Origin of the sequence: Desertivirga xinjiangensis (genome assembly GCF_024436435.1) — a bacterium.
GTDB lineage: Bacteria > Bacteroidota > Bacteroidia > Sphingobacteriales > Sphingobacteriaceae > Desertivirga > Desertivirga xinjiangensis.
On sequence record NZ_JAFMZP010000001.1, the window covers coordinates 943,138 to 955,696 of the forward strand.

The 12,559-nt window shown below is 42.2% G+C and carries 13 protein-coding genes; 4 read left to right on the plus strand and 9 right to left on the minus strand.

Annotation, left to right across the window (positions count from 1 at the left end; all coding sequences use genetic code 11):
• Positions 1-65 precede the first annotated feature (65 nt).
• Positions 66-557: a c-type cytochrome gene (locus J3P37_RS03905; protein WP_256009694.1), complete on the plus strand. Its 492-nt coding sequence runs from the start codon at positions 66-68 to the stop codon at positions 555-557.
• A gap of 34 nt (positions 558-591) precedes the next feature.
• Positions 592-948, plus strand: coding sequence for a 6-carboxytetrahydropterin synthase QueD (gene queD / locus J3P37_RS03910; protein ID WP_256009695.1), 357 nt, complete (start codon positions 592-594; stop codon positions 946-948).
• On the opposite strand, the gene J3P37_RS03915 is transcribed toward queD, so the two are convergent.
• Complete coding sequence (locus tag J3P37_RS03915) at positions 933-1,466, minus strand: hypothetical protein (RefSeq protein ID WP_256009696.1); 534 nt, start codon at positions 1,464-1,466, stop codon at positions 933-935. The genes queD and J3P37_RS03915 overlap by 16 nt on opposite strands.
• 150 nt (positions 1,467-1,616) lie before the next feature.
• Here J3P37_RS03915 and J3P37_RS23045 point away from each other — a divergent pair, with 150 nt between their 5' ends.
• On the plus strand, positions 1,617-2,792 hold the full coding sequence (locus J3P37_RS23045) for a beta-ketoacyl synthase N-terminal-like domain-containing protein (RefSeq protein WP_256009697.1): 1,176 nt from the start codon (positions 1,617-1,619) through the stop codon (positions 2,790-2,792).
• Positions 2,793-2,874: 82 nt separating this feature from the next.
• On the opposite strand, the gene J3P37_RS03925 is transcribed toward J3P37_RS23045, so the two are convergent.
• From J3P37_RS03925 to ccoN, 6 genes are all read right to left on the minus strand, one after another.
• A complete protein-coding gene (locus J3P37_RS03925) occupies positions 2,875-3,558 on the minus strand; it encodes a sulfite exporter TauE/SafE family protein (RefSeq protein ID WP_256009698.1) in 684 nt (227 codons plus the stop codon).
• A complete protein-coding gene (locus tag J3P37_RS03930; RefSeq protein WP_256009699.1) occupies positions 3,555-3,980 on the minus strand; it encodes a FixH family protein in 426 nt (141 codons plus the stop codon). The genes J3P37_RS03925 and J3P37_RS03930 overlap by 4 nt, the downstream gene beginning before the upstream one ends.
• A gap of 3 nt (positions 3,981-3,983) precedes the next feature.
• Entirely contained in the window at positions 3,984-5,297 is a 1,314-nt protein-coding gene (gene ccoG / locus J3P37_RS03935; protein ID WP_369414047.1) for a cytochrome c oxidase accessory protein CcoG, read from the minus strand.
• Positions 5,298-5,438: 141 nt separating this feature from the next.
• Entirely contained in the window at positions 5,439-6,326 is an 888-nt protein-coding gene (locus tag J3P37_RS03940; RefSeq protein WP_256009700.1) for a cbb3-type cytochrome c oxidase N-terminal domain-containing protein, read from the minus strand.
• On the minus strand, positions 6,323-6,499 hold the full coding sequence (locus J3P37_RS03945; RefSeq protein ID WP_256009701.1) for a hypothetical protein: 177 nt from the start codon (positions 6,497-6,499) through the stop codon (positions 6,323-6,325). Before J3P37_RS03945 ends, J3P37_RS03940 begins: the two co-directional genes overlap by 4 nt.
• Positions 6,500-6,520: 21 nt before the next feature.
• Positions 6,521-8,635, minus strand: coding sequence for a cytochrome-c oxidase, cbb3-type subunit I (ccoN, locus tag J3P37_RS03950; RefSeq protein ID WP_256009888.1), 2,115 nt, complete (start codon positions 8,633-8,635; stop codon positions 6,521-6,523).
• A gap of 241 nt (positions 8,636-8,876) precedes the next feature.
• Between ccoN and J3P37_RS03955 the strand changes: the two genes are divergently transcribed.
• Positions 8,877-9,920, plus strand: a complete 1,044-nt coding sequence (locus J3P37_RS03955; protein WP_256009702.1) for a hypothetical protein — start codon at positions 8,877-8,879, stop codon at positions 9,918-9,920.
• Positions 9,921-10,019: 99 nt separating this feature from the next.
• On the opposite strand, the gene ccoS is transcribed toward J3P37_RS03955, so the two are convergent.
• Together ccoS and J3P37_RS03965 are read right to left on the minus strand one after the other, a co-directional pair.
• Positions 10,020-10,172, minus strand: a complete 153-nt coding sequence (gene ccoS, locus J3P37_RS03960; protein ID WP_256009703.1) for a cbb3-type cytochrome oxidase assembly protein CcoS — start codon at positions 10,170-10,172, stop codon at positions 10,020-10,022.
• On the minus strand, positions 10,169-12,556 hold the full coding sequence (locus J3P37_RS03965) for a heavy metal translocating P-type ATPase (protein WP_256009704.1): 2,388 nt from the start codon (positions 12,554-12,556) through the stop codon (positions 10,169-10,171). Before J3P37_RS03965 ends, ccoS begins: the two co-directional genes overlap by 4 nt.
• Positions 12,557-12,559: the final 3 nt, after the last annotated feature.

Consider the following 12,559-nt stretch of genomic DNA (forward strand, 5'->3'; position numbering starts at 1 on the left):
AGTGATCTGCATCATTCATAGCAAAAGTACTGGAAGGTACTTTTGCTGTGTCTTAAATGATAAGGATGAAAAACTCAATAAAATGTAGTATTCCCCTGGCCGCTTGCCTGTTTTTGATATTCGCATGCGGAAGCCCTGCACCCAGGGAGAACAAACAAAGTGCTGTAAACGAAACTCCGTCAGTGCAGCAGCCAGCTGTTACCGATATTAAAGCAAAGAATGACAGTAAAGGGATTGGAAAGTTTAGTTCATTTACAGGTAAGCCAATTGATCCTGAAAATGTTCAAAAAGGCCAGGCGGTGTTCCTGTCAAAATGCGTAACATGTCATACCCTTAATACTAACGCACTTATTGGTCCGGGCTTAAAGGGCGTAACTAAAATACGTACACCTGAATGGATCTTAAATATAATTACTAACCCTGAAGAGATGAGCCGAATAGATCCCTTAGCGAAAGCTCTTTTGAAAGAATATAAAGCAGTTATGCCTTATCAGGCTATTTCGGAAGAAGAGGCTGTTCAGATTTTTGACTTCCTCCGTCAGAACGATATAGATTAAGATGAATATTGGATAATTACATCTAAACAACTCAATGATTTTATATAAGCAATTTACGTTTGACGCTGCTCATTTTTTGACTAAGGTTCCTAAAAACCATAAATGCAAACAACTTCATGGCCATACCTACCATCTGACAGTTTTTGTGGAGGGCGAAGTGAAAGAGGAAGAGGGCTGGGTGATCGATTTTTATGACCTTAAAAGCGCTGTGAATCCTGTACTTAACCAGCTAGACCATCAACTGCTCAATGATGTTGAGGGGCTTTCTAATCCAACCAGTGAGCTTCTGGCGATTTGGATCTGGCGGAAGATCAAACCAGTTATCCCTCAACTGAAAAAAATCGAACTCAAAGAGACCCCGACTTCAGGAGTTATTTATACAGGAGAGTGAACCTGCTCCGCATTATCTGGCTTTACCCATTTCAACTTCCTGCCGAACAAATTTGTATTGTCCGTCATCTTGATCATTTGTAACTGTATACACCAAACCTGTCCCTGTTTTGCTAAAGCCAGGGGCAGTTTTTTATGGTAGTACAGATCTGGATTCAGTCCAACCGGGAAATTTTTTGTTTTGATTGTTCCCGTAAATTGAATCCCCTTAAGAGCAATGATATCTATTTTATCGGGAAGGATACAACCTGAAACGGGAACTTCATCCGACATAAATCTCGAATGATAGGTGTTCGCTGAAGACTTAAAAAAAAGTAGGTGATTGCTTTCGTCGAAAGCATAGAAGCAATGGAAGCTGTATGGTTTGAGGTCTGCATCGATACAGGAAATACTTGCGATCCGGCATTCTTTTAAAAAGTTGCTTATTTCTTTTTGCATGTGAGCTAATTTATATCCGAAATGTACGGTTACTCTCTCATATAGCAGATGTTGAGGATCACGGAAAAGAATGATATTCATACAGGCGATTTAAACCTGACCCATCAGTAGAGAATCTCAAAGTGATATGAATCATTTTATCAGCATATATTTTTTCTCTTCTTTGTACTCTGATTCTTAGGGAGCCGTTGTATTTCAGCATTCCCGGTTAGATGGGTCAGTAATTATCAGGTGAGAGAAAAACGCATTAGAATAAGCGGATACGGCAGTATTTCTGCTCTTGGTCATAAAAGGGAAGCAATTTTTGAAACTTATAGGTCGGGTGAGGTTAAATACACGGAGAGTGCGGGCGTTCCGGTAATACCACTTCCACGTGAAAGTTCCGAAATACTTGAAGCTCTAAAAGCAGAGAATAAACTATTCAGGGGAATTGACCGGACGGTGCTCATGGCCATTTATGCAGCCAGATATGCTATGGCCGATGCCGGCTGGATTAATGAAAAAAATATAAGTATAAATATCGGCTCTTCGAGGGGCGCCACTACTTTGTTTGAAGAGTATATCTCCAGATTCAATTCATCAGGTACGGTACCGCCTAATACTTCTCCGGTAACTACTCTTGGTAATATATCTTCTTTTGTTGGCCAGGACTTGAATAGTACAGGCTGTTCATTAAGCCATTCTGTTACCTGCAGTACCGGTTTGCAAGCTATTGCGAATGCTGTGGCCTGGCTCAAGGCCGGTATGGCAGAAAAATTTCTTGCCGGTGCGTCTGAGGCGCCGCTTACTCCCTTTACTATAGCACAAATGAAAGCTTTGGGCATCTATTCAAATGAAATAACAGGCCCTTATCCTTGTCAGCCTTTCAATGTGAACAGAAAAAACACATTCGTTTTAGGGGAGGGCGCAGCGATTTTTGCCCTGGAACAAGTAGAGGACAAACAAGTGGAAGGCCCTGGCTTTTATATTGAATCAGTAGGGTTGGGCTTTGAAAGTATAGGAAGTAAAACAAGTGTTTCCAAAGAAGGTAAAAACTTTCAGCGGGCAATGGAAAACGCTATTAAAAATGCAGAAATCGACTCTCCGGTTGACATGGTAATTTTGCATGCTCCGGGAACTGTTGTAGGAGATTACGCCGAATTAAATGCTTTGAAGCAAGTTTTTGGACATTCCGGGATGCCATTTATTTCCTCGTCTAAATGGTTAACCGGGCACACTCTTGGGGCTTCAGGTTGCATGGCTTTGGATTACGCACTTTATATATTAGAAACTCAGCATGTTCTGGATTTTCCCTATTTAACCTCAATTCCAGCATGTGTTAATAAAAGGCCCGTTAAAAGGATTATGGTTACAGCCGCGGGTTTTGGCGGAAATGCAGCAGCCCTCATTGTTACGAGGAGTAGCTGACTTTTATTTGTTGCGTTCATCTATGATAATCTCTGGTGCCGGTTTTATTCAATTAAAGAGACGATATCGATAATCAAAGCTGTTAATTACATTGCGGCGCAGTTTCGGACGCAATCGCATGTGATACGTATGGAATACTCACATTGAAGCCCCGGGCAAGCAGTACACTTCCTGCTATCAGTAATAAAACGGGAACAAGCATTCTAAATGCCTTTAGTCTTTTAAAAGCTAAGGGGGCTACCGCTGTGATGAGCAACAGTGGGAGGGTTCCTAGTCCGAAAAAGAACATAGATTCTGCAGCGCTCAAGGCGGAGCTCTGATTGACGGATTGAGCTATTGCGATATATGTAATTCCGCAAGGTAAAATCCCGTTAAACATCCCGGCAACAAATGCTCCATAAGGTTTACTCATATATCTGGACAAGAATGGGCCGATGATACTGATGACTTTTGTTCCGAAGAAACTTTTGTCCCACCTACCTGGAAAATATGAACTTAGGCCAGCTATAAGGAGGATAGTGCCAGTAAGCAGCGCTAGAGCTTGTTGTAAGCCCAGCATGGCAAATCCAATGCCTAACAAGCCAGCAAGGAATCCCAAAAAGCTATATATAAGTATCCTGCCCGACTGGTAAAGCAAGTTTTGAAATAGGGCTATGAGAGGACTTTGCTTAGCGAAAGGCAATGCAAGCAGGAGAGGACCGCACATGGCAACGCAGTGTATACTTCCAAACAGGCCGGTAAAGAAAGCTAGCGCCTGGTAAGTCATGGCATTAATATTTCCTGCTCATAAAGGTAATTCTTCTCGTTGATGCTATAATTAACTGATAGCATCCATGGCCCGCTTTTAAGCTCCCCTTCGGCGATATGAACAACATCCTCTTCATCGGTCTGACGTTCAATGGTCCGGTCCATTTTAGAATCAGACAGGCGTTTGAAATTTAGTTTGCAGGAAGCCGGAAGAATAAATCGGATAGAAAGTCCATGGTTGTCAGTTTCAATTTTCGGAATTACAGAGTCGGTAACTGCCAGTCTTTTGGCATCATATTTCTGATTATAGTTTAATCCCTGCTCATAATAGTCCTTTTCGATCAGTGTATCGCTGTTACTAAAGATCATTCTAAAGCCCAGGGTTAGTATGAATATCATAAATAAACCCATGGCAACAGCTAATTTGGTTCCCCAGCTCATATGTTAAAAATTTGGTGGTGCAATAAATGTTGTACTAAGCTCTTCAACGGTTCTGCCTTTCGAGAGAACCTTCAGTCCTATTTCAGACTTATATTCTGCAATGTCTTTCTGCGGTTTTATTATAAAAAAAGTGAGTTTAACGCTTTTTCCTTTTCCGATGGTATCTTCTTTACGGATGAATTGAATAGAGGTGCCCTTTTCTACAGGCAACAACTCAAACTTCACGGGATCTGAAGTCTTGTTAATCAGTTCCACGTTATAAAGATTGCTGACTGTACCATCCGGACGCTCCTGATACAAGGTTCCGCCTGCGCGTAAGATCACGGTCTCTATATCGCTTCTTGATATCAGTAGAAACGATAACACCGAGATTAAAACGCCTAATATTGCGGCATAGCCGTATATCCTTTTGCTGAAACGAAATGCTTGTTTACTGCTTATCTGCTCCTGTGATTTAAAGCCAATTAACCTTTGGGGACGATTAATTTTTTCCATCACCATATCACAGGCATCGATGCAAAGTGTGCAGTTGATACATTCCAATTGGGTACCGTGACGAATATCTATACCTGTGGGGCAAACCTGGACGCAAATATTGCAATCAATGCAATCACCCGTGTTTACATAACCGGAGGTGTTCTTTTTCAGCTTTCCCCTGGGTTCCCCCCGCTCATAATCATATGCAACCACCAGGCTTTTTTTATCGAGCAGAACTCCCTGAAGTCTACCGTAGGGACAAATCACCGTGCACACCACTTCTCTCAGGTATGAAAAAACTAAGTAAAAGGCTGCCGTGAAAATGATGATAGCAGAAAAACCGTAGATATGTAATGTAATTGGTTCTTCGATAATTTTGATCAGGGGCTCAAGGCCAATAACGTATGCGAGGAAAACGTTTGAGATAAGAAAGGAGATCAGCAGGAACAGGGTATGTTTGGCCGTCTTTTTGAAAAATTTTTCGACCGTCAAAGTTGAGGCGTCCAGCTTTCTTTGTTTGTTTGCATCTCCCTCAATCCAGAACTCTATCTTGCGGAATAACATTTCCATGAAAATAGTCTGGGGACACGCCCAGCCGCACCAGACCCGTCCAAACACCGCAGTGAAAAGAATGATGAATATGATGAAGGTCAGCATAGCCAACACAAATATGTGGAAGTCCTGAGGCCAGAAAACTACGCCAAAGAAGACGAATTTTCTTTCCAATATATTTAACAAGATAAGCTGCTCTCCATTGACTTTTATAAAAGGACCTGAGAACATAAGTGCCAGTAAGACGTAACTCAGCCAGTTGCGGTACTGATAAAGTTTCCCTTTCACGAGTTTCGGATAAATCCATTCCCGGGCACCTTTTTGTTATTGTTCAAATCTTCTCCCATCTTCTCATTGCCATCTACTGGCCTATTATTATGCCCGGCCTGCAAAGCCGTGACTTAAATTCTCAGATAACTGGCTAAGAAATTAGCCTTCTTTTTCGCCTTCCTTTTCTCCCTGAGGAGCTTTGGCGTTAGCCGGGTTGCTTCCTTTCAGGGAATGGATAAAGTTTGTGACTTCAGAAATCTGCTTCGGAGTCAAAGTCTTCTCCCATGATATCATCCCTTTCTCGGGTATACCATATTTGATTGTTTTGAAGATGGCGTTCACACTTCCGCCATGAAGCCAGTACTCATCTGTAAGATTTGGCCCCACTACCCCCTGGCCTCGGTCTCCATGGCAGGCAACGCAATTGGAGTTGTAGATTGCCTGTCCGGAAGTAATAACAGAGGCTTCAGAGCTTTCTTTTACCGTGTTTTCATCGATCAGGTTCGCTGCTTTCGACAGGTATTCTTTCCTGGCTGCTTCAGCCTCCTGGACTTCCAGGGCATACTCCTCGTCTTGAAGTGGCGCCCAGTCGAACACATGATATGTGAGCATGTATCCGAAAGCTAGCGCAATAGTTCCATAAAAAAGCCACATGAACCAGGCCGGGGTAGGATTATCCAGCTCCGCAATGCCATCAAACTGATGCTCAAGCAAAATGTCTTTTTCTTCTGATAGTGGCTTCAGGCCAAGGATCTTGGTCCAAATGCCTTGTTTGCTCTTTTTCATAGCAAGCCATTCTTCGTACTCCAGCGGTTTCTCTACTTCCGTTACAATTGGACTTGGGTTGATGATCTCGTTTGAAAGCTGCTTGAACGTTCTTAACAAAACCACGGAGACAAGCAGTAAAAGTAGCAACAGGATGACAAAAGCAATGATCAAAAGATCCCAGTAAAGGTTACCAGTGCCTAAAACTTTCGATGTTTCTTCAGTTGACTGAGCAAACACAGACCCTGAGAATAGAAAAATACCGGTTAAAAATATTCTCATAATTCCTCCTGATTATCGTCATTTAAAGGAAGCTCGCTCATGTGACGGATATGATCCTTATTCATTTTAATGAGCATCACTGTTACCAGGATAAAAAAAATAAAGAATATCCACAGTGAGGTAATGAGATAGACATTGCTATCAGTTACAGTATTTAGAAATTGCTTAAACATAATGTGATTATTTTATGGACCTTATTTTTCTGCTTTTATATCTATGCCCAGCCTTTGCAGGTAAGCGATGATGGCAATGATCTCTCTGTCGCTCTTAATTTTAATATTATCAGCCGACAGGTTTGCTGCAATCATATCAGCCTGCTCCATAAGGTCTTTATTGGCTTCAGTTTCATAGTTCTCTTCGTACGGAACCCCCAGACTGCGCATCGCTGTTATTTTGGAGGCAGTAGTACTGATGTCAAGTTTCTGCTCGATCAGCCATGGATAAGGCGGCATAATACTTCCGGGAGACATCGTGGTTGGATCCAGCAGGTGATTAAAATGCCATGCATTGGAGTACTTACCTCCTTCACGATGCAGATCGGGGCCGGTTCGTTTAGAACCCCATAAAAATGGGTGATCATACACAAACTCACCTGCTTTACTGTATTCTCCGTAACGCTCTGTTTCTGAGCGGAACGGGCGTACCATCTGCGAGTGACAGTTTACACAACCCTCACGTACGTAAATATCTCTTCCCTGCAATTCAAGTGGCGAATAGGGCTTAACACTTGCAATTGTTGGTATATTAGAGCTTACCAGAAAGGTAGGCATCATTTCTACCATTCCACCAATCAGTATGGCAATAAGAGAAAGTACCAGGAATCGCATTGGTTTACGCTCCAATACTCTGTGCCACGTTTTCTCACTTGCATGCGGCACAAAAACTGGCGCCAATGGCATGGCTTCAGCCGGTTCGTTAGCCAGAAGTTTTCCCTGGTTAATTGTTTTGATCAGATTGTAGGTCATCAGCACAACTCCTGCAAGGTATAATGCGCCACCAATAGCCCTGAACACGTGCATAGGAATTATCTGGAATGTAGACTCCAGGAAACCAGGGTATTTTAGCATGCCTTCAGGAGTAAACTCTTTAAGCATGAGCCCTTGAGTAAATCCTGCCCAGTACATCGGAACCGCGTAAAATAGTATCCCAAAAGTTCCGATCCAGAAATGGTAGCCTGCTAATTTCTTAGAGAAAAGTTCGGTCTGATAGATTCTGGGAACAAGCCAGTAGAGGATAGCGAATGTAAGGAAACCATTCCAGCCTAAAGCTCCCACGTGTACGTGGGCTACAATCCAGTCAGTGAAATGTGCGATTGCGTTGATCTCTTTAAAGGAAAGCATCGGACCTTCAAATGTGGCCATACCATAGGACGTCAGTCCGACAACCATAAATTTCAGTGTGGCATCGTCGCGTACCTTATCCCATGCGCCGCGCAGCGTGAGCAATCCGTTGATCATACCACCCCAGCTTGGAGCGATAAGCATGATTGAAAATACGATTCCGAGCGATTGTGCCCAGCCCGGTAATGAACTATAAAGTAAGTGATGCGGACCAGCCCAGATGTAAATAAAAATAAGTGACCAGAAGTGAAGGATACTCAATTTATACGAGTAAACCGGCCGGTTTGCCATTTTCGGAAGGAAATAATACATCATTCCGAGGTAAGGAGTAGTAAGGAAAAATGCAACTGCATTATGACCATACCACCATTGAACCAGAGCATCCTGAACTCCGGCATAAATATAATAACTCTTAAAAGCAGAAATAGGCAGCTGGAACGAGTTTACGATATGCAGCACGGCAACGGTAACAAAGGTTGCTATATAAAACCAGATGGCTACATACATATGCTGCTCCCGGCGTTTAATGATAGTTCCAAACATGTTGATGCCAAATACCACCCAGATCAGGGTTATAGCAATGTCTATGGGCCATTCAAGTTCGGCATACTCATGAGAAGTAGTAAGGCCGAGCGGCAAAGTAATAACTGCGGAAACGATGATTAACTGCCAGCCCCAGAAGTGAATCTTGCTCAGAACATCGCTAAACATTCTCGCTTTGAGAAGCCTTTGTAAAGAGTAATAAACACCCATGAAAATTCCGTTTCCCACAAAGGCAAAAATCACCGCATTGGTGTGTAATGGTCTTATTCTTCCAAAAGTGGTGTATTGATTCCCCAGGTTCAAGGAGGGTTTAAATAATTGCATGGCCACCAGTAGTCCTACCGTCATCCCGATAATACCCCATACTACAGTGGCTATACCAAAGTTCCTGACAATTTTGTTGTCGTAAGTAAATTTCTCAAGCATAAAGTTGAATGGATTTTTCAGATGTAAAGGTATTGGGCGAAACACTCCCCGGAGATGACCTGCGTTTCTGTAAAAACTGATATTCGTCACTTTTTTATGAAATGAAAGAAAAGTGGGAAGAACTATGGCCTGAATCATTTGATCTTAGATAAAAAGCCCTTCCACTTTAATATTATTGCATATTAACGTACCTTTTATAGCTTTGCTATAAGATTTAGATCTAACTCATCAACACAATATTATGGGCGAGCCGGCTGCAAATGTTCCTTCCAGGAAAAAATACTTCTACACGGTGAACGATCTGCTGAAAGATTATCTTTTTAAATATAACCGGCAGCTAAAACTTTCCGTGCAATACTCCGACCTCCTAAGGTTTCAGTTAAGTGTACCCTTGCTCGATAAGAACGGCAATGACACGCTATGGCAAACCGTGTATTACGACCAGAGTGAGATGGATGAACTGTTTCCAAATCTTACCGCTATTTATGCAATGATGAATGCTTCCGGAGATTTGGAAGTAATTGAACATCTTCAAATTGCCCAGATAGATTATTGCACTTTCGGTAATTCTAAACCCTTTAGGATTCGGGTAATAAATAAGTTTAATGATAACTACGATTACTTCTATGTGAAGATAGCCGATGCTTCAAGGGTTTACGGACTGGAACTTGAGCATATCCTTTCGCCGAACCGGATAGGATATTTAACAGATGGCAATACCTTAATTGAGGAGCATATTTCGGGGCTTCCCGGTGATATTTTTATCAATCAGCGCTTAAATACTTCGAAATTTAATCAGATCAGGATTTGCAAAGAATTTGTGAAGTTTAATGAACGATGTTTCATCCGCCTATTAGGCGATATGAGATCCTACAATTATGTTGTTCATATTACGCCCGACATCGAAGGCAACCAGTATCGTATCCGTGCAATTGATTTTGACCAGCAATCGTACGAGGGTCGCAGGCAATTTTATTTACCTCACTATTTTAAGGAAAATAATGCATTAGTGCTGCTAGGTATAAAGCATATGGATGAAAAAACGATGCGGCAGTACCAGGAAGAGGAGCGAAGCTTGATCAATAACAGGGTTAAACTGGTACATTACAGGCTTCAGGACCTGCTTAGTTGTATGAAAGCCGACATAATCTCACCGCAAAAGAAAGTGGAGCAACTGGCTGCCGAACTGAGTGATTTTCATCATCAGTCTTCATTTAGATGGTGCAGAAATATGGGTGAGCTGGTTGAAGAACAATTGAACCACTACCTGTTTGCAAAACTGTAATCATTTCTTTCCTGATCCTGATTAGGGTTTCCAGCTTTTGCTAGCGCACGCGTGCCGTGTGTACTCCCATGCTCCCGATTCTCCCCTCATGTCCTCAACCTAACTTTCTGGTTTATCATCGTCAAAAAGAATTCTCATCGCAGGCGTCTGCATATCATCATTCTGACCATTTCGCATGGCCCAGAAGAAAGCAGCCAAAAAAACAAGGGCAATCACAATACTACAGCCTATGAGAAAATAAATTATACTCATTTTTTTAAGGTTAGTTGATTTTTACGGGCGAAATATTTCGTAGAAAGCGTAGTGAACGAAAGTATAGTAACAGTACTAAGCGGCATTAAAACAGCAGCAGTTAATGGAGAAAGGGTTCCCTGCACCGCAAAATAAACTCCAACAAGATTATACGCACTGGCTATCGCGAAGCTTATTTTGATCGTTTTCATTGCCTCTCTTGCGAGACTGATGAACTTGGGCAGAAGTTTGAGGGATTCTCCTTGCAATACAGCATCACATGCAGGACTGAAATTATTAATGTTATCGGTTATAGCTATTCCAAAATCGCTTTGCTTTAGAGCTCCCGCATCATTTAATCCGTCTCCGCACATCATCACCTTATGATTCTGCAGCTGCAAATCTTTAATGTAGTTCAGCTTGGCTTGTGGAGATTGTCTGAAAAAGATATTCTTTGGAAAAAACATTGCCAGATTTCCTTTATCAGCTTCATTATCGCCCGAGAGAAGATGAAGGCCCCATCCTGAAAGGGATTTAAACAACGAGCCAAGTCCATCGCGCCATTGATGGTGCACAGTAAAATATCCTTTGTAGTCACCGTCTACTTCGAGATGTACAGAAGACGTGTTTTTGTTGAAAGATTTCGCGGAAGGAACAAATGATGCGCTTCCCATCAGAATAAAACGATTGTTAACATAACCAGAGAGGCCTTTCCCAACTACTTCTTTGAAATTATATACATGACGTAAATTGTCAGTCATGAGCCACTTGATTATTTCCCGGCTTAAAGGATGTGCTGAGTTGCGGGCAAGGGAAGCAACCATTACCTTGTCCTCGTAACTTAAAGTACCAGTAAAAGAAATGTTCAGGGCATCCGGTGCCGTAATAGTTCCCGTTTTATCAAACACAATAGTATCCGTTTGTGCAAGCTGTTCAACTGCATCGGTATTTTTCAAATAAAAGCGGTTTTTATCAAATATGCTAAGTACGGCCGATAGCGTAAAGGGGGTGCTCAGCGAAAGAACACAAGGACAAGCAACAATCAGTACTGCCGTAAAGGAAGCCCAGGCCTTCGCTATATCAGATGAATACACCCAGAATGCTGCAGCAGAAATGGCTATGATAAAAGTTATCAGGCTGAAATATTTGGCAATGCTGTCATTGAAAGTTAAAATAGACTTTTTGTTGATAAAGGTTTCATTGTTCCATAAGCTTGTAAGATAACTTTGAGACACTGGTTTTATAATCTCCAGCTCCACGGCTTCACCTACCTGCCGGCCTCCGGCGTAAACAATTTCTCCGAGCACCTTTTTCACCGGCTCTGATTCGCCGGTAACAAAGCTGAAGTCGAAGAAACCTTCGCCCTGCATCAAAATACCATCTGCAGGAAGTATCTCGTTGTTCCGGATGAACACCCTGTCGCCAATAGAAAGCTCAGAGATTGCTACACACTTTTCCTCCTTGTTTTTTAGAACCGTTACCGCCACCGGGAAATAGGAACGGTAATCGCGTTCAAAAGAAAGCTGGTAATAAGTGCGCTGTTTAACCCACCTGCCCATCAGTAAAAGGAAGATAAGTCCGGTTAAGGTATCAGAGAACCCGGCGCCGGTTTGGGTCGTGATCTCGAATACCGTTCTGCAAAATAATACGGCAATGATAAGGGCCAATGGGGCATCCAGGTTAACAAGTTTGTTTTTTAAGCCCGACCATGCAGAAGTAAAAAACTCCCTGCTGCAGTAGAAAGTTGCCGGAAAGGCAAAGGCCAGGTTAAGCCATCCGAACAATGATCTGTATTGTTGTTCAAACTCTGAAAGGCCAAAATACTCAGGGAAGCTGAAAAGCATCACGTTTCCCATGCATAGACCTGCAACTGCAATTTTTTGAATGAGCTGACGGTTAACCGATCCCTGCTTTTCTTTAACCACATCCTGAAGGCTGATCAGGGGCTCATACCCTATTGAAGCCAGTAACACAACCAATTGGCGAAGCGATATTTCATGATGTTTAAAAGTTACTGAAACCTGCTTTTTCAAAAAGTCTATCCTGGAATGTACCACACCGGCATTTAGCTTATGCAAATGTTCCAGAAGCCAGATACACGAACTGCAATGAATGCCTGGAATATAAAAGGTAATTACAGTAAGCGTCTCATCCTTATAATCGATCAGATCGGCCGTAATACGCTCTTCGTCAAGGTAAGCAAATTGCTGCGGCTGGTTGGATTTTGTTTGACCTGGTGTATCATTGTACCGATAGTAATCACATAAATTATTTACTGACAATACCTGGTAAACGCTCTGGCATCCTGCACAGCAAAAAGCTTTGTCATCATAGATATATTTTTTATTTGTTATTTCTGTTCCGCAGTGATAACAGGAAGTTTCAGTTAAAGTCCCGGCAGCCATATT